Genomic DNA, 20,317 nt, shown 5'->3' on the forward strand with positions numbered 1-20,317 from the left:
TTTCTCAATACTGAAACGCGCCGATTAACGCGAGTAGAATTCGACGACCAGATGCGGTTCCATGACGACCGGGTACGGAACGTCAGACAGAGCCGGGATGCGAGCATAGGTCGCAACCATCTTGTTGTGATCGACTTCGATGTAATCAGGAACGTCGCGTTCTGCGAGCTGAACAGCTTCGAGAACGGTCACCAGCTGCTTGGACTTCTGGCGAACTTCGATAACGTCGCCCGGCTTGCAACGGTAAGAACCGATGTTGACGCGAACGCCGTTAACCGTGACGTGGCCATGGTTGATGAACTGACGCGATGCGAAAACGGTCGGAACGAACTTGGCGCGGTAGACGATGGCGTCCAGACGCGACTCGAGCAGGCCGATCAGGTTCTCGGAGGTATCGCCCTTGCGACGGTTTGCTTCGTCGTAGGTGGCGCGGAACTGCTTTTCGCGCAGTTCGCCGTAGTAGCCCTTGAGCTTCTGCTTGGCGCGCAGCTGCGTGCCGAAGTCGCTCATCTTGCCCTTGCGGCGCTGGCCGTGCTGGCCCGGGCCGTATTCGCGGCGGTTTACCGGGGACTTCGGACGGCCCCAGATGTTTTCGCCCATACGGCGGTCAATTTTATACTTAGCCGATTCGCGCTTGCTCATCGTATTTCCTTCTCAATAGGTTATGCCGGTTTGTTGCCAAACCGGTTTGAGGAAACACGCCCTCCTCTGAAGCCCGTTTCAGGACCTCTGACAGGTTTCTCACATGCGAATGGAGAGACCACGGGACATGTCGGTGATGTTGACCGCCGAACGTCAGCTTATAAACTGCAAGGCAGTCAACGAAACACACCGGACATGACTGCCCGGCGTTGGGGCGGCTTCTAAACACGTTTTACAAATTTGTCAAACAAAGCCCGCCGCTTTTTTCTCGAACCACCCCTTGAAAAGCTGGAAGGCCCACCCACTTCTAAGCCGTAATCAGGACTCGGGCCCCTCTGGCGTGTTACCGGACAACACGCGATGTCGAGTCTCTTGAAGGTTGGGGCCCACGTTTATTCCTGATACGCGTCCCCATCCGCAAAGCCAACCTCGTCCGGCTAAAGGTTGACTGATGGAGTTCCTCCTCAACGATTTTCTCGGTACCCCCACATGGATGTGGGCGGTCTTCATTTCTCTCGTCCTTGGCCTCTTGGCGCTCGATCTCGGCGTGCTGCACAAGAATTCCAAGGAAATCGGCATCCGTGAAAGCTTGCTGATGTCTGGCTTTTATATCGCCATCGGCTTGGCCTTCGGCGGATGGATCTGGTACCAGTCCGGTGAACAGTCAGCGATGGAATATGTCACCGGCTTCGTGGTCGAAAAAAGCCTCGCCATGGACAATATCTTCATCATCGCGATGATCTTCTCCTATTTCGCCATTCCCCGCCAATATCAGCACCGCGTGCTGCTATGGGGCATCCTTGGCGTGATCGTTCTGCGCGGCATTATGATTGCCGGCGGCGCCGCCATTGTCGAAAACTTCCACTGGGTGCTTTATCTCTTTGCGGCCTTCCTCGTCTTCACGGGCCTCAAGATGCTGTTTTCATCCGACCATGACGAGAACGACATCGGCAATAACCGCATCCTGAAATTCCTGCGCAGCCGCCTTCCGGTAACGGAGAAGCTGCATGGCGAGAAATTCTTCGTCAAGGAGACCGGTGCTGCCACAGGCAAGCTGAAGACCTTTGTGACGCCGCTGTTTCTGGCGCTTATCATGGTCGAAATCGCCGACCTCATCTTCGCGGTCGATTCGATCCCGGCGATCTTCGCGATCACCACCGATCCGTTTATCGTCTATACCTCTAACATCTTCGCGATCCTCGGCCTGCGCGCCCTCTATTTCGCACTTGCCGCCCTGATCCACCGCTTCGCCTATCTGAAATACGCGCTGGCTGCGGTTCTGGTCTTCGTCGGCTCGAAGATTTTCGTCGCGGATATGCTCGGCATCGCCAAGATCCCGCCCGCCGTCTCGCTCGGCGTCACCGTCGCCATCCTCGCAACCGGCATCATCGGTTCGCTGATTGCGACGCGCAAGGAAACAAAGGCTATCGAGTAACGCCTGAAAATGTTGGCGGCAGGAAACCCTGCCCCAACTTACTCCGCCGCCAGCCTCGCATCATCCTCAGCCGCATCCGCATCGCCGGGTGCGGTCTTCGCGTCGAGATCGGGGAACGCCACGATGCGCTTGCCGGAGAAATCGGCGTGTACCACCACAAGCTCCTTCTCCTCGAAATAACCGAGAAGACGGCGCGCACGGCGGGCGGAATGGGTACCGTAAGCGCGGGCAATACGGGCGTCGGATGGGCAAGGCTCCTCATTGAGCGCCGCCTTGACCAACAGCAGGAAAACCCCCTGCAAATCGTCGGAGACCGACATCGACAATTCCAGCGCTTTCTCCCAGCCTTCGCTGGCCGCCATTGCTGCATCCACGCCGGAGCGGGCAATCGCCACCTGCCGGCGGAAATCCGCCAGCGTCATCGGCGTGCCGGGAATACGGCGCATGCGGGCGCGCACCAGAAAATCCTGGTACAGCACGGCGTCGGTACGATATGCCGATTGCGGATCGTCGAGAATTTCGACCAGCACTGCCGCGATCTTCTCTTCGCGCTCCTCCGGCGTCAGCTCCGGCTGACCTGCACGCGCCGACTGCTCCGGTGAAGGACCGGCGGCGGCGGGGGTGGAGCGGGAGAGTTCAGCGAGGATATCGGTTGTCGGGCGCGGCGCTGGCGGCGTGCGGCGCGTGGCGGGTCGCGTGAACTCTTCCGGGTCCGGCGTGAAGATCAGATCTTCCACATCCTGCGGTGCATCCGGCAGCGGCATCAGCTTCGGCGAGGAAGACCGCGCCGAGGTTTCCACCGCACCGATGACGATGGGCAACGGGCGGCGCGACAGCGCCGGTCCAAGCGCCACGAAATTGCCGCGCTGCAGATCCCGGAACATTTCCGCCTGCCGCCGGTCCATGCCGAGCAGATCGGCAGCGCGCGCCATATCGATATCGAGAAAGGTGCGGCCCATCAGAAAGTTCGAGGCTTCCGCCGCTACGTTCTTGGCAAGCTTGGCAAGGCGCTGCGTGGCGATGACGCCCGCAAGCCCGCGTTTACGCCCACGGCACATCAGATTGGTCATGGCGCCCAGCGACGCCTTGCGCGCATCCTCGGTCACCTCGCCGCCGACGGAGGGCGCAAACATCTGCGCCTCGTCCACAACGACAAGCACGGGATACCAGAATTCGCGATCCGCATCGAAAAGGCCATTGAGGAAAGCGGCAGCGGCCCGCATCTGCTGCTCGATATCAAGACCTTCAAGCGTCAGCACGCAGGAAACGCGGTGCTGGCGGATGCGGTTGGCAATGCCCCCAAGCTCGGCTTCCGTGCGCTCTCCATCCACCACCACATGGCCGAACTTGTCGGACAGCGTGACGAAATCACCCTCGGGATCGATAATGACCTGCTGCACCCATTGCGCCGATTGCTCCAGGAGCCGGCGCAGAAGGTGTGACTTGCCGGACCCGGAATTGCCCTGCACCAGCAAACGCGTTGCAAGCAATTCCTCAATATCGAGCTTGGCCTGTTGCCCGCCCGATAGGGTTCCCATGTCGATGCCGACCTGCAATGTTCCGTTCCTCGTGCTGCATGTCATCCGGCCGATTCCCGTGAAGGCGGCCGAACATGCTCTTTACCAAAAAATCACCGATTGCGTCTGCCCCGTGCCGATAATGCACAGGCAATTGCGCCACATCTATGCGGCCCCGGACGAGACGCGCGAAAATGATAGCCGCCTGCCGAACACATTCAGCATCAGCCCGATGATGACCAATGCGGCACCGACCACTTCGAAGACGGTAATATGCTCCGCAAAAGCGAGATAGGCGCTGACGAAACCGACAATCGGCACCAGCAGCGAAAACGGCGCCACCGTTCCGGCCGGATAACGCAGAAGCAGGTAACTCCAGATACCCGCGCCGACGATGGTCGCACCATAGGCCATGTAGATCACCACGAGAGCCATCGTAGGCGTCGCATTGCTCAGCCCTTCCGCAATCGCATCAGGTCCCTCCACCACCAGCGAAAGCAGCACCAACGGCAGAACGGGTACAAGGCTCGTCCACGCGACAAAGGAGACCGCATTCACCTGGCCGATGCGGCGATTGACGATGTTGCCGCAGGCCCAGGCAATAGCCGAGCCGACGCCCATCAGCAGCGGTATCAACGCTGCAGCCGTCATGCGCTCCACGCCGATGACCGCCAGCCCGCCAAAGGCAACGATTGCGCCGACGATCTGTGACGGCAACGGCCGCTCGCCGAGAAACACCACGGCCAGCGCCAGCGTGAAGAAGGCCTGCGACTGCATGACGAGCGAAGCAAGCCCAGCCGGCAGGCCGAGCTTGATGGCCGGGTAAAGCAGGCCGAATTGCACGAAACCCATCGCCATGCCGTAAACGATCATATGCCGCCACGGCACATTGGGTTTGGGCAGGAAGAACACCAACGGCACGGCTGCAAACAGATAGCGCACCCCCGTCAGAAACAGAGGCGGCATGTCGGCGACGCCGATCTTGATGGCAACGAAGTTGAAGCCCCACAAAAACACGGTGATCAGGGCAAGAAGAATATGCGGCAACGCCATTTTGTTATGTCCGAATTTCAGGCGATCGACGGGCGCTTTACGCCGAAACCGCCCTCTTCCAGCCAAATGTAATGAGACCGGCGCCGATCAGGAGACCGCCGCCCGTGCGGTTGACGATGCGCTGAACCCTGGGTTTGCGGATCGTATTGCGGGCGGCACTTGCCAGAAGTCCATAAAGCGCCGCATTGCAGCTGGCAAGCACAAGGAATGTCGCTTCGAAAATCAGCACCTGCGGCCAGAAAGGCAGCGTCGGCACCAGAAACTGCGGCAGGAAGGCGACGAAGAAGACAATGCTCTTGGGGTTCAGCGCCGTGACGACATAGGCATGCAGGAAGATTTTGAGCGGCCTTTCACGGCCGGTCACGCCTGCGGCTTCACCACCTTCAACGCCAACCGGCGAACGCCACAGCTTGATGCCGAGATAGATGAGGTAAGCCGCACCGATCCATTTCAGACCGGTAAAAAGGGCCGCCGATGTGGCAAGCAGCGCGCCGAGCCCCAGCATGGAGGCCGTCATCGCAGTGAAATCACCAAGCGCCACACCCGTCACCGTCGCGATGCTCGCCTTGCGTCCATGCCCCAGAGCATAAGAAATCACCAGCAGGATCGTCGGCCCCGGAATGGCAAGCATGATGGCGGATGCGGCCACGAAGGCCAGCCAGTTCTCCAGTGGCATGATGCAATCTACCCCGTTCGGTCTTTGGAGCAAGCCACCAAAAGCGCCCGGTATCAAGCCAGATTTTCGGGGACTATGCCGCTTTGTGATCCAGCGGACGAAGGGGCTGCTGCCGCCGCTTCATCGCCTGTGCAAGATCGTAATTTGACTGCATGGCAAGTCATGCCGCGCCGCGCTGCCCCCTGCCCGCTCCAGCCGCAGGGCAAGATCAGGGATAACGCCCGCCCGGACGTTCCCGAGAATAGTGCAACGCGCTATATGCCAGGCCTTTCCGCAGCTTCCGTTACGGAAAACTGAAGTGCGGCAGTGAACTCCTCGCAGACGCACCCTGGGTGGACGACGGGTCAAGTCCGGCATGACGGAGGCGCGCATTTCGAACATCATTAGAAGTGTGAAACGAACGACGGAGCCTCCCCGGCATTTTCTCGCCGGAGAGACTGTCGCCATCAAAACCGCGGCGCCCAGTAAGGAGGGGCCCACTCCCGTCGCATTTTGCGGTCGGACGGCTCCAGGCCGATATCGTCCAGAAGACGCTCCGGCAGATCGGAAAGATCGGTGGGCGGCGGGCGCGGCACCATTGCCGCGACGAGAACCGCTTTCAGGGTTGTCCAGACGCCGAATGTGACGAACAAGCGGTCGACCGCATCCGGCAGCGCATATGCTACCAATGGTTGATTTTTCTGCATGGGAAATCCGTCCCGGCGCGGCGAAGCAGCCGGGTCCTTTATCGATGATAAAACGACATGCAGGAACGGCGGGCGCAACACGCGGTAGCGCGGACGCACAATTCAGCTGTCAGACGAAATGAAGATGCCAAACGGCAGGGAAATCAGGCAGGAAGCCTTATCGGAGGTCGATGCCTCGGGACACGTAACCGCCGACGACCATGCCGGAAAAGCCAGACATGCCGGTAAGGCGCATATTCATATAGTCAGTCATTCCACGCCTCCTTTTTATAGCGGTTACAGACAAGGTGCATCTTACACGAGATGCCGGACGCGACAAGAGGTCGCAATCTCGAATTGCAAAAGTCAGGCAGAATAGATGCAAAAATGCAACAAGCCGTTCAGCTCAGCGAGACGCTGAGGCCAAAACCCTGCATCAGCCGCCGTGTGGCGAAATCCGGCTTGCCGGAAGTGAAGACGGCGAAATCGAAACCATCTGGATGCTCCGCATCCTGCGGCAGCGGCACCAGATGGCGCGCGCGACGGGCAATCGCTTCCGCCGGATCGAGCCAGTCCACCGGCCATGGCGCCAGCCGGCGAAACACATTGGCCATGAAGGGATAATGAGTGCAGGCGAGAACAACGATATCGGTGCGCTTGCCGTCGCTATCGATGAAGCAGGGTTCGATTTCCGCCAGCACGGCTTCATCGGAGATCGGTTCGCCCCTGATCCAGCTTTCGGCCATACGCGCCAGATTTTCCGACCCCACGAGGCGAACATGGCATTGCGTGGCGAATGACTGGATGAGATCGCGCGTATAGGCGCGCTTGACGGTGCCGGGTGTTGCCAGCACGGAAACGAGACCGGAACGGGTGCGTTCGGCCGCAGGTTTGATAGCTGGAACGGTGCCGACGAAAGTCATATCAGGGAAGCGCGCCCGAAGATCGGCGCCTGCCAGTGTGAAGGCGGTGTTGCAGGCAATGATGCAGACTTCAGGGCTATAGTCTTCAAGCAGCTTTTCGAAGAGCGAAAGAATGCGCGCTTTCAGCGCCTCCTCTTCCCAGCCGCCATAGGGGAAACCGGCGTCGTCGGCCACATAGATGAAACCGCGCTCGGGCATCAGCACGCGCGCCTCGCGCAGTACCGTCAGCCCGCCAATGCCGGAATCGAACACCAGCACCGGTTTGAGAATATCGGCCAGAGCCTCAGTCGTCTTCAGCATTCTCCCCAGCCCTCTCCGACAATGGTCCCTCCGCCGTTCCGGCCCGGCCTGCCTGCTTAGGCCACTGCCGGGGAAAACGATCAAGTGACCTGATCACGCCACGGAAAACACTGATTTCCTGCTCGGAAAAGCCGCGTCTCGACAGCACCGCACGCAGATTGTCCACCATTTTCGGCTTTTTTTCGGGCGGATGAAAATATCCGCGCGCATCGAGCGCCTCCTCGATGTGTTCGAACAGGCCGAAGACCTGTTCCTTGGTCGAGGGCCGCTGCTCGATGGGCTGGAAAAGCGTCTCGTCCAGATCGTCCATGCCGGATTTCATCCACTCATAGGACATCAAAAGCACGGCCTGCGCGATATTGAGCGAGGCGAAGGCGGGGTTGACCGGAAATGTCACGATCTCATCGGCCAGCGCCACTTCTTCATTGGTAAGGCCCCAGCGCTCACGCCCGAACAGGATGCCGGTTCTTTCACCCGCCTTGAACTTCGCGCGCAGCGTGCCGGCTGCGGTGACGGGGGCACGAACCGGTTTGAAACCGTAACGCTCCCGCGCGGTTGTGGCATAGACGAAATTGAGATCCTTGATCGCCTCTTCCAGCGTCTCGAACACCTTAGTCCCGTCGATGACATGATCGGCCTTGGAAGCGGCGGCGCGCGCCTTCTCGTTCGGCCAGCCGTCACGCGGCTTGACGAGGCGAAGTTCGGCAAGACCGAAATTGGCCATTGCCCGTGCCACCATGCCGATATTTTCGCCGAGCTGCGGTTCGACCAGAATGATCGCCGGGCCTTCCGCCACAAGTTCAAGCTCGCTGTTTGTGCCTGCCATCGTCGTTTTCCAGTTTCTGAAGCGCCGCATCGATTTTCAGGCCGATGCGTTTTATGGTTTTCGCGCATTTCCAGACTGAAAACCGGTCGCCGCTTTTCCTGAAAATGCTCTAAAGCGCGCTTCACTGGCACAGATCGGCGCCAAAATCAAAGCCGGGGCAGGCAGAACGCCCTGTTATTCGCCCTTGATGATCGCCGCCATCTCTGCGCGCAGCGAATCCCTGCCCTCGTCTCCAACCCGGTGAATGTCGCTGATGACAGGCTGGCCGTTTTCCTCGATGACATCGAAATGCACCTCGTCGACCGTTGCCTTCATCTCTGCCTCATCCATGCAGGCCCAGAGCTTGAACTTCGCCGTCACGTCAGTCACGCCGTCCTTCACCTCACCGGGCGTTACCGAAACATCCACCAGCGGACAGCCATCCTGCGAGTTGGTCACCACATCGTAGCCGAAGGGATCGCCGGTCTCGCCGCTTTCCGCCTCGTAAGCCGGCTTCTTGGAAGCTTCGCGGTATTGGGCAACGAAGTCCTTGCTGAACAGACTGGTCAGCATGTCCTCGTCGAAGATGTATTTCCAGTTTTCCGCATCGCCGGACCAGTTCTTGACGGTAATGTCCATCACCTTCTGGACGGGATCGGCGGGGCCGGCCGCAAGGGCGCTGTGGGAAAAGAGGACGGCGGCAGTCAGAAGCAGAATATTCCGCATGATGTGATCCCGGAGGTAGGCCCGACGCGCGGGCGAAGCGATTCGCCTGACTGTATTCCGGCAATATGGTTTGGCAATGCGCAAAGCGTTATTGCACCGCGCCAAAAAAGCGCCCCCCATGGCTTTGCCTCAGGCGCGCGCGATGCTATAGCCGCACCGGATATTTTTCCGAATACCGGCGTCACCAGGCGCCACAGCTTCGAAGGTGAGGAATTCATGGCAAAGATCAAGGTAGCCAATCCAGTCGTCGATCTCGACGGCGACGAAATGACCCGTATCATCTGGCAGCTCATCAAGGACAAGCTGATCCTGCCATACCTCGATCTCGACATCGAATATTATGACCTCTCGGTCGAAAACCGCGATGCTACCAACGACCAGGTAACAGTCGATGCGGCACATGCCATCAAGAAGCACGGCGTCGGCATCAAGTGCGCGACGATCACGCCGGACGAGCAGCGCGTCGAGGAATTCGGCCTGAAGCAGATGTGGAAGAGCCCGAACGGCACGATCCGCAACATTCTGGGCGGCGTCATCTTCCGCGAGCCGATCATCTGCAAGAACGTTCCCCGCCTCGTTCCTGGCTGGACGAAGCCGATCGTCGTCGGCCGCCACGCCTTCGGCGACCAGTACAAGGCAACCGATTTCAAGTTCCCTGGCAAGGGCAAGCTGACGATCAAGTTCGTCGGCGAAGACGGTCAGGTCATTGAAAAGGACGTCTTCGACGCGCCGAGCGCAGGCGTTGCGCTGGCAATGTACAACCTTGACGAATCCATCCGCGAATTCGCCCGCGCATCCATGATGTACGGCCTGATGCGCAAGTGGCCGGTTTACCTGTCCACCAAGAACACCATCCTGAAGGCCTATGACGGCCGCTTCAAGGACATCTTCGAAGAAGTCTACCAGACCGAGTTCAAGGCGAAGTTCGATGAAATCGGCATCATCTATGAACACCGCCTGATCGACGACATGGTTGCCTCCGCTCTGAAGTGGTCCGGCGGTTACGTCTGGGCCTGCAAGAACTACGATGGCGACGTGCAGTCTGATACGGTTGCCCAGGGCTTCGGTTCGCTCGGCCTGATGACCTCCGTTCTCCTGTCGCCGGACGGCCGCACGGTTGAAGCTGAAGCGGCACACGGCACGGTCACGCGCCACTACCGCCAGCACCAGAAGGGTCAGGAAACTTCGACCAACTCGATCGCTTCGATCTTCGCCTGGACCCGTGGCCTCGCCCACCGCGCCAAGCTGGACGACAATGCAGAACTCGCAAAGTTCGCAGCAACGCTCGAAACTGTCTGCGTCGACACCGTCGAAAGCGGCTTCATGACCAAGGACCTCGCGCTCCTCATCGGTCCGGATCAGCCCTGGCTCTCCACCACCGCCTTCCTCGACAAGATCGATGAAAACCTCAAGACGGCGATGGCGGCTTAAAAGAACAGCGCACTGCCCGTTTGAAATATCGACAAAAGGAAACCCGGCCGCAACGCCGGGTTTCTTTTTTTGTTCACAGTATCTTGCTTAGATGTTGCACTAGGCGCAGACTTCGATTCCACAGCGTGCCGCAGTCAGAAAAATAAAAATATATAGCTGAAACAGCATAAAACGACACATAACTTGTCCGGCACAGTCAAAAATTCATGTGGTTACCAGCGCGATCCTTCGGGAAAACAGATAATGCTGTGGACTATAAAAACGCACCGTGTCAGCGCGAACTGCGCGCAGGTTTTCAATGATGCTTTTGCAATTTTGCTTGGGGAGGCAAAGCAATGAGTGAATTGATCTTCTACACCAATCCCATGTCGCGCGGACGCATTGCGCGATGGATGCTCGAGGAAGTGGGCGTTCCCTACAAGACAGAGATACTGGGCTTCTCGACGTCGATGAAATCGCCGGCCTATCGGCTGATCAACCCGATGGCCAAGGTGCCCGCCATCAAACACGGCGACACCATTGTCACCGAAGCGGCAGCGATCTGCGCCTATCTGGCGGATGCCTTTCCGGGCGCCAACCTTGCGCCGACGCCGAAAGCGCGCGGACTTTATTACCGCTGGATGTTTTTTGCTGCCGGTCCGTTGGAAATGACAACCAGCATGAAGGCGATGGGTTTCGAGGTGCCGCAGGAAAAGCTGCGTATGGCTGGGTGCGGCAGCTATGCGGATGCGATCAACACGCTCGAACGTGCCGTCAGCGAAAACCGCTTCATTGCCGGCGATCACTTCACTGCGGCGGATGTCTATGTAGGTGCCCATGTCGGCTGGGGCCTGCAGTTCGGCACAATAGAAAAACGTCCGGCCTTCACGGACTATATTGCGCATCTGACCGACCGCCCCGCCTTCAAGCGGGCCACACAGCTTGACGAAGCGGCAGCGAAGGATATGCAGGCGGCGGGTTGAGGAAACTGACAGGCATTTCGCCTGAAAGCGGAGCACGAGCGCTCGCAAGGGTCACAAAACGGATTTTGGAAGCGGGCTTATTCGTTGGACTGGGCGAGTGGTTCGCCGATCTCGATTGCATGCCCGTCCGGATCATAAAAACGGAACACTCTCTGTCCCCATGCCTGCCGCTCAACGGGATGGATCAACTCCACATGCGGCGCAATATTCCGAAATGCCGCATCGACATCCTCATGTTCGAAATAGAGCAGCAGATTCCGTCTGCCGTAAGGTTTGTCCGTGTCCGGCGATGTCCGCCAGACCGTCTGTTCGAGCGAACGCCCCTCATGGATTGCAAAGCCGCTTTCAAAGAGGACGAAATTTCCGAAATCGTCCAAAACCTTCAGGCCGAGCCTGTCACGATAAAACTCCCTGGAGCGGTTGATATCGCACACGAAAGGGATGGGATTTACAAAGCGCATCACGTTCCTTTCGGATTTCAACATCCAGAATCAAAAAGGCGGGGTAGAACCCCGCCTTTTTTCAATTCATCCAGATCAGGCCGCCAGGGCCGCTGCCACCGCGTTGATGGCGTCCTGTGCCTTGGCGCCATCGGGGCCGCCGGCCTGCGCCATATCCGGGCGTCCACCGCCGCCCTTGCCGCCGAGGGCCGCAGAGGCCGTGCGGACGATATCGACGGCGCTGAAACGGCCAGTTAGATCCTCGGTCACGGCAGCAACAGCACTTGCCTTGCCGTCTTCGGACACGGCGATCAGCAGCACGACGCCGGAGCCGATATTGGCCTTGGCTTCATCTGCAAGACCCTTGAGGTCCTTGGCATCGATGCCGGACAGGGATTTTGCGAGGAAATTGACGCCCGCAACCTGCTGTACGTCGTTTGCGCCGGCATCCGACGAGCCGCCGCCCATTGCGAGTTTCTTGCGGGCATCCGCAAGCTCGCGCTCCAGCTTCTTGCGCTCGTCGAGAAGTCCCTCGACACGCGACAGCACATCGCCCGGCTGAACCTTCAGCGACGAGGCCAGTGCCTTTACGCGCTCATCCTGCTCGGAGAGATAGGCAAGCGCGCCCTGACCCGTTACGGCCTCAAGACGGCGCACGCCCGCACCGACGGCACTTTCGCCGAGAATGCGGATAAGGCCGATCTGGCCGGTTGCGGCAACATGGGTGCCGCCGCAAAGCTCGACCGAGTACGGACGGTTGGCCTTCGCACCGTGAACACCGGTGCCCATGGACACAACGCGGACTTCATCGCCGTATTTTTCGCCAAACAGTGCCATAGCACCCTCGGCGATGGCGTCGTCAACGCTCATCAGACGCGTCACGACAGGCGAGTTCTGCAAGACGATCTCGTTTGCCATTTCCTCGACGACCTTCAGCTCCTCGGCCGACATCGGCTTCGGATGCGAAACGTCAAAGCGCAGACGCTCGGGGGCGACCAGCGAACCCTTCTGAGCAACGTGCGTGCCAAGAACCTCGCGCAGCGCCTCATGCAGCAGGTGGGTGGCGGAGTGGTTGGCGCGCAGACGCGAGCGGCGGTCGTGATCGACCGTCAGTTGCACGGCGTCATCGAGCTTCAATCCACCCTTGGACACCGTGCCGGAATGCACGAAGAGGCCCTCGCCCTTCTTCTGTGTTTCTGAAACGGTAAAGGTGCCGTTATCGCCAGAGATTACGCCGGTATCGCCCATCTGACCGCCGGACTCGCCATAAAATGGCGTCTGGTTGACGACGATCTGAACCGTCTCGCCCTCGGCAGCACTATCCACCGACTTGCCGTCCTTGACGATCGCCTGAATGACGCCTTCGGCGGTTTCAGTGTCGTAACCAAGGAATTCGGTCGCGCCTAGCTTTTCCTTCAGTTCGAACCACACCGTTTCGGTCGCCTTATCGCCGGAACCAGCCCAGTGCGAGCGTGCTTCCGCCTTCTGGCGCTGCATGGCATCGGTGAAGCCGGAAATATCGACGCCGATCTCACGGGCGCGCAGCGCATCCTGCGTCAGATCGAGCGGGAAGCCATAGGTATCGTAAAGCTTGAAAGCGGTTTCGCCGTCCAGCATGTCGCCCTTGTGCAGAGTCGAAGTCGCGTCAGACAGCAGCGACAGGCCACGTTCCAGCGTCTTGCGGAAACGGGTTTCCTCAAGCTTCAGCGTCTCGGAGATCAGCGCCTCGGCGCGAACCAGTTCCGGATAGGCGCGGCCCATCTGCTGTATCAGCGCCGGCAGCAGCTTGTAAATCAGCGGCTCGCGCGAACCGAGAAGCTCGGCATGGCGCATGGCGCGGCGCATGATGCGGCGCAGAACGTAACCACGGCCCTCATTCGACGGCAGAACGCCATCGGCGATCAGGAAAGCGGAGGAGCGCAGATGGTCGGCAATGACGCGGTGGCTGGCGCGCTTCTCGCCCTCTGCCGGAACGCCGGTCGCTTCGACGGAGGCCGAAATCAGCGCCCGGAACAGATCGGTGTCGTAATTGTCGTGTTTGCCCTGCAACAACGCCGAAATGCGCTCGAGACCCATGCCGGTGTCGATAGACGGGCGGGGCAGATCGATGCGCTCTTCCTTCGTCAGCTGCTCATATTGCATGAAGACGAGGTTCCAGATCTCGATGAAACGGTCGCCATCCTCTTCCGGCGAACCGGGCGGTCCGCCCCAGATATGATCGCCGTGGTCATAGAAGATTTCCGAGCAGGGACCGCACGGACCGGTATCGCCCATTGCCCAGAAATTATCGCTGGTCGGAATACGGATGATGCGATCGTCGGAGAAACCGGCGATCTTCTTCCAGAGATTAAAAGCCTCGTCGTCGGTGTGATAGACCGTGACCAGCAGACGGTTGCGGTCGATGCCGAATTCCTTTGTGATCAGGTTCCAGGCATGGGTAATCGCCTCTTCCTTGAAATAGTCGCCAAAGGAGAAATTGCCGAGCATTTCGAAGAACGTATGGTGACGGGCCGTATAACCGACATTGTCCAGGTCGTTATGCTTGCCACCGGCGCGCACGCATTTCTGCGCGGAAGCGGCCGTGGAATAAGGACGGCTTTCGAGACCGGTGAAGACGTTCTTGAACTGCACCATGCCGGCATTGGTGAACATCAGCGTCGGATCGTTGCGCGGCACCAGCGGGCTGGAGGGCACAATCTCGTGTCCGTTCTTCTTGAAGTAGTCGAGAAAGGTCGACCGAATTTCATTCACACCGCTCATGCCCACACACCGCTCACAGCTGGAGTCCATCACCGCCATCCCGAATGATGGCTATCTTGCAAAATCAAAGGCTTTTATCGTCCGCATCCTGCCCTGTCCAGCCATGGAGGCGCACCAAGGCGTCTAGGCAAAGAAAAAGGGCCACGCGAGGAAAATCGCACGACCCTTTTGATCCATACCGGCTCATGCCGGCAAAGCCACCGGACGCGAACGCCCGGACCTTCGAATGCATCAGCCCTCGTCGGGACCGTCGTCGCTTTCGCCGGCTTCCGGGCCGCCATTTTGCAGGAACCGATCGGCGATCAGACCGGCGTTCTGGCGCAGCGCCAGTTCGATCTCGCTTGCCATTTCCGGATTGTCGCGCAGGAAGGTCTTGGCATTTTCACGCCCCTGCCCCAAACGCTGGCTATTATAGGAGAACCATGCACCGGATTTCTCGACGATACCGGCTTTCACGCCGAGATCGACAAGCTCGCCGGTCTTGGAAACGCCTTCGCCATACATGATGTCGAATTCCACCTGCTTGAAAGGCGGTGCCATCTTGTTCTTGACGACCTTGACGCGGGTCTGGTTGCCGACAACCTCTTCACGCTCCTTGACGGCGCCGATACGGCGAATGTCGAGACGCACCGAGGCGTAGAATTTAAGCGCATTACCGCCCGTCGTCGTTTCCGGCGAACCGAACATGACGCCGATCTTCATGCGGATCTGGTTGATGAAGATCACCATGCACTTCGACTTGGAGATCGAGGCGGTCAGCTTGCGCAGCGCCTGGCTCATCAGACGTGCCTGAAGGCCCGGCAGACTGTCGCCCATCTCGCCTTCGATTTCGGCACGCGGCGTCAGCGCCGCAACCGAGTCCACCACCAGAATGTCGACTGCACCGGAGCGCACCAGCGTATCGGTGATTTCAAGCGCCTGCTCGCCCGTATCCGGCTGCGAGATCAGAAGGTTCTGCAAATCCACACCGAGCTTGCGGGCATAGACCGGATCGAGCGCGTGTTCGGCATCCACGAAGGCGCAGATGCCGCCCTTTTTCTGGGCTTCCGCGATCGTCTGCAACGCAAGCGTCGTCTTACCGGAGCTTTCCGGGCCGTAAATCTCAACGATACGCCCCTTCGGCAGGCCGCCGATACCGAGCGCTATATCCAGGCTGAGAGAACCCGTCGAAATGGTCTCTACTTCAACCACGTTTTCATTGGAACCGAGCTTCATGATCGATCCCTTGCCGAACGACCGTTCGATCTGGGAGAGCGCCGCTTCCAGTGCCTTGCTTTTATCCACCGATTTATCCTCTACGAGACGCAAAGAATTTTGTGCCATCCGATCCACCTTTAGGTTATTGAAGCCGCACAGGCAATGAAGCAGTATGGAAATAGGATGTACTCTATTTGTTCTCATATCGCAAGGCGCAGCCAGCATATTGAAAACAAATAGCGATAAGTGGTTTGTTCTGCTTTCGTTTTTCCGTGTCCGGCCTATCGCTGCGAACCGGATGTGAAGGGGAACAAACAAAAGATTGGGACGAATCGTCCACCTTTTCCATCCGCGAAAGAGGGAAACACAAGCGTGAAGAAAATACTCGTTCTGGGCGGCGCGCATATAGACAGGCGCGGCATGATCGAGACTGAAACGGCGCCCGGCGCCAGCAATCCTGGCTCATGGATGGAAGAGGCTGGCGGCGGCGGCTTCAACGCGGCGCGCAATCTTTCCCGGCTCGGGTTTGCCGTCCGTATCATCGCACCGCGCGGCGGCGACGTGACCGGCGAAGCGGTGGCGGAGGCAGCAAGGCAGGCGGGCGTGGAAGATACGCCCTTCGTTTTCCTCGATCGCCGCACGCCAAGCTACACCGCCATTCTGGAGCGCGACGGCAATCTTGTCATCGCACTTGCGGATATGGACCTTTACAAGCTGTTTTCGCCGCGCCGACTCAAAGTTCGCGCGGTGCGTGACGCGATTACCGCGAGCGACCTTCTGCTTTGCGATGCCAATCTGCCGGAGGATACGTTGAAGGCGCTCGGTCTCATTGCCCGCGCCTGCCAAAAGCCGCTCGCGGCCATCGCCATTTCGCCCGCCAAGGCGGTGAAGCTGAAGGACATGCTCGCCGATATAGACATTCTCTTCATGAACGAGGCAGAGGCGCGCGCGCTGACGGGACAGACGGCAGACAATGTTCGCGACTGGCCGGGTATTCTCCGCAGCGCAGGCCTTGCCGGCGGCGTCATCACCCGTGGCGCAAGCGAAGTGGTAGCCTTCAACGCGACGCAAACCGCAAGCCTCCACCCACCAATCATCCGCGAGGTGAAAGACGTAACCGGCGCCGGAGACGCCATGGCGTCCGGTTATCTCGCGGCGATTACGGAGGGCAAAGCCATCACTGAGGCCCTGCGACTGGGTGCCGCGGCGGCCGCCATCACCGTGCAATCGCCTTTCGCCACCGCCCAAGACCTGTCAAAAGACAGTGTCGAGACCATGTTGGGGCTTGTCCCCAAGGCCGAAATGCTGGCATGAACCCGTTTTTTTATAGTCTGGAACAAACAGAATGACCCGCCCCATCTCCCCGCTCCTGCCCATCGTCTATTCGCAAGAGGTTGCCGCTGCCAAACAGCGCGGCGCGCCGATCGTCGCGCTGGAATCGACCATCATCACCCACGGCATGCCCTATCCCGGCAATATCGAGATGGCTGAAGGCGTCGAACAGATCATCCGCGATCAGGGAGCCGTTCCGGCAACCATCGCCGTCATTCACGGTACGCTGCATATCGGCCTCGAGAAGGAGCAGCTCGAAGCGCTTGCCCAGACCACCGACGCCATGAAGGTCTCGCGCGCCGATATTGCCTTTGCGATTGCCGAGCGCCGCACCGGTGCCACGACAGTGGCAGCCACCATGATCGCCGCTGCCCGCGCCGGCATCCGCGTTTTCGCCACCGGCGGCATCGGCGGTGTACACAAGGGCGCGGAGGAGACCTTCGATATTTCCGCCGATCTGACCGAGCTTGCCAAAACCGGCGTGATCGTCGTCTGCGCCGGCGCCAAGGCCATTCTTGACATCCCGAAGACGCTGGAAGTTCTCGAAACCAACGGCGTGCCTGTCGTGACTTTCGGTTCGGAAGAGTTCCCGGCTTTCTGGTCGCGTTCTTCGGGCCTTCCCAGCCCGCTGTCGCTCAACAGCCCTGCAGCCATCGCCAATTTCCAGACGACCCGCGAACAGCTCGGCATCGATGGCGGTATGCTGATAGCCAATCCCGTGCCGGAAGAGGACGAAATTCCGCGCGAGGAGATGGAAATCTACATCAATCGCGCCATTTCCCACGCCGAGCGCGAGGACATCACCGGCAAGGCCGTCACGCCCTTCCTGCTCGGCGATATCTTCCGCCTGACCGACGGCCGCAGCCTCGCGACCAATATCGCGCTGGTACGCAACAATGCCCAGCTCGCAGCAGAGATTGCTGTGGCGCTGAACTAAGCGTTAGAGGCTGGATTATCCTCAAATTTGAGGATGATGGCAGGGTGAGAAGCATCCCAGTCATGCCGGACTTGATCACGCTGGCCCCCGGATCTGGTCCGGCGTTACGGATAATGTGTCGGACTGGGAACTTTGCTACCAATAAAAAAGCCCGGAAAGCTTTGCGCTTTCCGGGCTTTCATTTTTCAGTTCCTGAACCTTATCAGTTCTGGGCGACCGGTCTTACCAGCGGTGTCACGCGGCGGATGGTGACGCGGCGGTTCTGCTGTTCCGGGCCGAGTGTCTGAACCTTCAGGTAACGCTCGCCGTAGCCTTGCGTCGCCAGGTTTTCCGGCGGAATGCCGTAAACATCGGTCAGGACATTGGCGACGGAAGCGGCACGCTCGTCGGAAAGAACGAGGTTGCTTTCATCCGAACCAACGGCATCGGTGTGGCCTTCGATCAGGAAGGTTTCCGCCGGGTTCTTTGCCAGCGCCTTGTTGATCGCATCCGCTACTTTCCGCAGCGAACGGGCCTGCGCCATCGGAATATCAGCGCTTCCAGTGGCAAATGTGATCGTATCGAGGTCGATACGGCGCACCTTGTCGCGGATACGGGCCGAATAACGCACTTCATCCAGCGAGTAGACACGCTCCACCGGCTCGACCGGCGGCTGCTCCAGGAAGCGGTAGTAATCGCGGTCCGGATCGCTCGACGTGTCGATGATGTAGTCACGAACCGGAATGCGCAGACGCATCGGCGGCAGATCGAGGCCGGGATCGCGATAGACATATTCACGGTCCGGTTCGTCCATCAGCTCCGGTGCATAGAACAGCACATATTCCCGGCCACGGTCATCGATGCGCGAACGCTGGATGACGTCGCCATAGCGGTTGCGGATCGTCACCACCTGCGTGCCGTCGCGACGCTCGACGGTCTCGCGGACACGTCCGCCGGGCAGGCGCTCGTAATAGGGCTCGCCGCCATCGCGGATGAAGCGCTGATTGTCGTCGCCGCGCACAACCACGCGGTCACCGAATTGCAGGATGATCGGCGCATCGCGATCCTGATCGCGCCGGCCGCCTTCGCGCGGCTGCCATTCCCGCGCACCTTCCGGCCGGTCATATTGCGGACGGCGGTCGACACGCTCGCCCTGCTGAGAGGTAATCGCCTCCATCTTTACGGGCGGCGGAGCCTTGCCTCCGGCAGCACCGGCGCGCTGCGCTTCGGCGTCGGAAGTCGGCACCTTCACGTCACCGGCCTGCTCACGCTCGCGGCGGCGTTGCTCGCGTGCCTGGTTGTTACCGGAGCGCTCCACTTCCTTGTCGCTGTCGAGAACGGCGGCACCCTTGTCGACGGGCAGAATGACGGTGTCGGCAGTCTTGGACGGGTCCTTGGCGATAGCCTTGGCCTTGTCCAGTTCCTGCTTCGTCGTCGGAGGCGCTTCCGTCTGCGGAATGGCGACCTGATTGGGAACGGCTTCGCCGGCAGGCGCCTGTCCTGTCGTGGCACCGCTTGGCGGCGGAGGTGTCGGAGTACCCGGCAGCGGCGCTGCAGGCTCCGTCTTGCCCTGGCCTTCTACCGGCTGCTTCTCAGAAGGCTGCTGGCCGGGCGCAGGATTGGGCTGAGCTTCCGGAGCCGGTGGCCGTGCCGGTGTCGGCGCTTCCGTTGGAACAGGAGCCTCCTTTACAGCTGGCTCAGGAGCCGCTGGCTTTTTCTCTGAAACGGCCTTTTCGGCGGGTTCCGATTTCGGTTCCGGTGCTGAAGCGGGCGCCTTTTCCTCTACCGGCTTTTTCTCGGCGGCGGGCTCGCGCTGTTTCGCCGGCTGCTCGGTATTTTCTGGGCGTGCGGCTGGCTGTTCGGCCGCCGGCTCCGGCTTGCGCGGACGTGCGGGGCGTTGCTCGCCCTCGCCTGCCGGCTGCTCGGCTCTAGCCGGTTTGCGCGGCCGTTCCTGCGGCTGCTGCTCGGCGGGTGCAGGTGCGGCTTCGGGCTCAGGCTGCGGACGCTGCTTGCGGGCGGGTGGCTGTTCAGCTGGCGCCGGTTCCGGTTGGGCTTCGCGCTGCTGCGGCTGCCGTTTCGGTTCTGGCTGAGGCTCGCGTTGCGGCTCGGGCTGAGCTTCACGCTTGGGTTCAGGACGCGGTTCGGCCGGTGCAGCTTCAGCCTTCGGCTGTTCGCGCTGCGGTTCCGGAGCCTGCTCCTGCTTTTTCGGCTCTGGCTCTGGCTTCGGCTGCGCCTCTTCTGCTTGCTGGCGTTGCTTGCGCAGCAGCTCTTCCGGGTTCTGCTCCTCCGCCTGCGGCTGCGCCTGCGCCAATATCACCGGGGCCTGTGCCTGGGGCATTTGCGTTTGCGTCCGTGCGGCGCCGGCATAACCGGCGGCGGCCGGCTCCACCGCGATCGCCAGCGACATGAGGGGGAAAACCACCCCCGTCAGCAATGTGTTCTTCTTCAGCATCGGTGCTTCCTCATCTGCCAATCGTTGTACGCCGCTTATGCCGCGACATTGTGAATCCGGCCGCGCGTGCAGGCGCTGGTCAACG

17 protein-coding genes are annotated in these 20,317 nt (G+C 59.9%); 5 read left to right on the forward strand and 12 right to left on the reverse strand.

The genetic code is table 11. The features are described 5' to 3' along the window. Positions 1–24 precede the first annotated feature (24 nt). A complete protein-coding gene (rpsD, locus tag ACZ5A6_RS07865; RefSeq protein WP_003516040.1) occupies positions 25–642 on the reverse strand; it encodes a 30S ribosomal protein S4 in 618 nt (205 codons plus the stop codon). 451 nt (positions 643–1,093) lie between these two features. Between rpsD and ACZ5A6_RS07870 the strand changes: the two genes are divergently transcribed. Next, positions 1,094–2,077, forward strand: a complete 984-nt coding sequence (locus ACZ5A6_RS07870; protein WP_174061117.1) for a TerC family protein — start codon at positions 1,094–1,096, stop codon at positions 2,075–2,077. Between the two features lie 38 nt (positions 2,078–2,115). Here ACZ5A6_RS07870 and ACZ5A6_RS07875 read toward each other — a convergent pair whose 3' ends face one another. The 7 genes from ACZ5A6_RS07875 to ACZ5A6_RS07905 form a co-directional block, all read right to left on the reverse strand. Further along, the gene (locus ACZ5A6_RS07875; RefSeq protein WP_464111078.1) at positions 2,116–3,633 is read right to left on the reverse strand and encodes a helicase HerA domain-containing protein; all 1,518 of its coding nucleotides are present in this window, start codon (positions 3,631–3,633) and stop codon (positions 2,116–2,118) included. A 126-nt stretch (positions 3,634–3,759) separates the two neighbouring features. Continuing rightward, positions 3,760–4,647 (reverse strand): EamA family transporter, encoded by an 888-nt coding sequence (locus tag ACZ5A6_RS07880; RefSeq protein ID WP_111790321.1) that lies wholly within the window; start codon positions 4,645–4,647, stop codon positions 3,760–3,762. A gap of 37 nt (positions 4,648–4,684) precedes the next feature. Next, positions 4,685–5,323, reverse strand: a complete 639-nt coding sequence (locus ACZ5A6_RS07885) for a LysE family translocator (RefSeq protein ID WP_174061115.1) — start codon at positions 5,321–5,323, stop codon at positions 4,685–4,687. A gap of 446 nt (positions 5,324–5,769) precedes the next feature. Then, a complete protein-coding gene (locus ACZ5A6_RS07890; protein WP_025593918.1) occupies positions 5,770–6,009 on the reverse strand; it encodes a DUF1127 domain-containing protein in 240 nt (79 codons plus the stop codon). A 380-nt stretch (positions 6,010–6,389) separates the two neighbouring features. Further along, positions 6,390–7,211, reverse strand: a complete 822-nt coding sequence (murI, locus tag ACZ5A6_RS07895; protein ID WP_174061114.1) for a glutamate racemase — start codon at positions 7,209–7,211, stop codon at positions 6,390–6,392. Continuing rightward, positions 7,195–8,037: an RNA methyltransferase gene (locus ACZ5A6_RS07900; RefSeq protein ID WP_003516049.1), complete on the reverse strand. Its 843-nt coding sequence runs from the start codon at positions 8,035–8,037 to the stop codon at positions 7,195–7,197. The genes murI and ACZ5A6_RS07900 overlap by 17 nt, the downstream gene beginning before the upstream one ends. A 174-nt stretch (positions 8,038–8,211) precedes the next feature. Continuing rightward, the gene (locus ACZ5A6_RS07905) at positions 8,212–8,742 is read right to left on the reverse strand and encodes a hypothetical protein (protein ID WP_003516050.1); all 531 of its coding nucleotides are present in this window, start codon (positions 8,740–8,742) and stop codon (positions 8,212–8,214) included. 216 nt (positions 8,743–8,958) lie between these two features. Here ACZ5A6_RS07905 and ACZ5A6_RS07910 point away from each other — a divergent pair, with 216 nt between their 5' ends. Then, entirely contained in the window at positions 8,959–10,173 is a 1,215-nt protein-coding gene (locus ACZ5A6_RS07910) for an NADP-dependent isocitrate dehydrogenase (protein ID WP_003516051.1), read from the forward strand. A gap of 335 nt (positions 10,174–10,508) precedes the next feature. Beyond that, positions 10,509–11,135, forward strand: coding sequence for a glutathione S-transferase family protein (locus tag ACZ5A6_RS07915; protein WP_065659255.1), 627 nt, complete (start codon positions 10,509–10,511; stop codon positions 11,133–11,135). Between the two features lie 77 nt (positions 11,136–11,212). Here ACZ5A6_RS07915 and ACZ5A6_RS07920 read toward each other — a convergent pair whose 3' ends face one another. From ACZ5A6_RS07920 to recA, 3 genes are all read right to left on the reverse strand, one after another. After that, positions 11,213–11,596 carry a VOC family protein gene (locus tag ACZ5A6_RS07920; RefSeq protein WP_111799586.1) on the reverse strand — a complete coding sequence of 128 codons (384 nt, stop codon included), beginning with the start codon at positions 11,594–11,596 and terminating at the stop codon, positions 11,213–11,215. Positions 11,597–11,671: 75 nt separating this feature from the next. Further along, positions 11,672–14,335 carry an alanine--tRNA ligase gene (alaS, locus tag ACZ5A6_RS07925; protein WP_003516058.1) on the reverse strand — a complete coding sequence of 888 codons (2,664 nt, stop codon included), beginning with the start codon at positions 14,333–14,335 and terminating at the stop codon, positions 11,672–11,674. 231 nt (positions 14,336–14,566) lie between these two features. Beyond that, entirely contained in the window at positions 14,567–15,658 is a 1,092-nt protein-coding gene (gene recA, locus ACZ5A6_RS07930) for a recombinase RecA (RefSeq protein ID WP_003516062.1), read from the reverse strand. Positions 15,659–15,904: 246 nt separating this feature from the next. Here recA and ACZ5A6_RS07935 point away from each other — a divergent pair, with 246 nt between their 5' ends. Next, the gene (locus ACZ5A6_RS07935; protein WP_113555735.1) at positions 15,905–16,846 is read left to right on the forward strand and encodes a carbohydrate kinase family protein; all 942 of its coding nucleotides are present in this window, start codon (positions 15,905–15,907) and stop codon (positions 16,844–16,846) included. Between the two features lie 31 nt (positions 16,847–16,877). Further along, positions 16,878–17,801: a pseudouridine-5'-phosphate glycosidase gene (locus ACZ5A6_RS07940; RefSeq protein ID WP_003516064.1), complete on the forward strand. Its 924-nt coding sequence runs from the start codon at positions 16,878–16,880 to the stop codon at positions 17,799–17,801. 202 nt (positions 17,802–18,003) lie between these two features. Here the strand turns inward: ACZ5A6_RS07940 and ACZ5A6_RS07945 are convergent, their stop codons facing one another. Further along, on the reverse strand, positions 18,004–20,232 hold the full coding sequence (locus tag ACZ5A6_RS07945; RefSeq protein ID WP_464110904.1) for an OmpA family protein: 2,229 nt from the start codon (positions 20,230–20,232) through the stop codon (positions 18,004–18,006). Between the last annotated feature and the right edge of the window lie 85 nt (positions 20,233–20,317).

This window comes from Agrobacterium sp. 6Ca8 (assembly GCF_055382765.1).

Coding starts and splice junctions, on each gene's coding strand:
- ACZ5A6_RS07870 (WP_174061117.1), top strand. CDS start 1,094: ATGGAGTTCCTCCTCAACGATTTTCTCGGTACCCCCACATGGATGTGG.
- ACZ5A6_RS07910 (WP_003516051.1), top strand. CDS start 8,959: ATGGCAAAGATCAAGGTAGCCAATCCAGTCGTCGATCTCGACGGCGAC.
- ACZ5A6_RS07880 (WP_111790321.1), bottom strand. CDS start 4,647: ATGGCGTTGCCGCATATTCTTCTTGCCCTGATCACCGTGTTTTTGTGG.
- ACZ5A6_RS07890 (WP_025593918.1), bottom strand. CDS start 6,009: ATGCAGAAAAATCAACCATTGGTAGCATATGCGCTGCCGGATGCGGTC.
- ACZ5A6_RS07915 (WP_065659255.1), top strand. CDS start 10,509: ATGAGTGAATTGATCTTCTACACCAATCCCATGTCGCGCGGACGCATT.
- ACZ5A6_RS07940 (WP_003516064.1), top strand. CDS start 16,878: ATGACCCGCCCCATCTCCCCGCTCCTGCCCATCGTCTATTCGCAAGAG.
- ACZ5A6_RS07905 (WP_003516050.1), bottom strand. CDS start 8,742: ATGCGGAATATTCTGCTTCTGACTGCCGCCGTCCTCTTTTCCCACAGC.
- recA (WP_003516062.1), bottom strand. CDS start 15,658: ATGGCACAAAATTCTTTGCGTCTCGTAGAGGATAAATCGGTGGATAAA.
- ACZ5A6_RS07920 (WP_111799586.1), bottom strand. CDS start 11,596: ATGCGCTTTGTAAATCCCATCCCTTTCGTGTGCGATATCAACCGCTCC.
- ACZ5A6_RS07885 (WP_174061115.1), bottom strand. CDS start 5,323: ATGCCACTGGAGAACTGGCTGGCCTTCGTGGCCGCATCCGCCATCATG.
- ACZ5A6_RS07945 (WP_464110904.1), bottom strand. CDS start 20,232: ATGCTGAAGAAGAACACATTGCTGACGGGGGTGGTTTTCCCCCTCATG.
- rpsD (WP_003516040.1), bottom strand. CDS start 642: ATGAGCAAGCGCGAATCGGCTAAGTATAAAATTGACCGCCGTATGGGC.
- alaS (WP_003516058.1), bottom strand. CDS start 14,335: ATGAGCGGTGTGAATGAAATTCGGTCGACCTTTCTCGACTACTTCAAG.
- murI (WP_174061114.1), bottom strand. CDS start 7,211: ATGCTGAAGACGACTGAGGCTCTGGCCGATATTCTCAAACCGGTGCTG.
- ACZ5A6_RS07900 (WP_003516049.1), bottom strand. CDS start 8,037: ATGGCAGGCACAAACAGCGAGCTTGAACTTGTGGCGGAAGGCCCGGCG.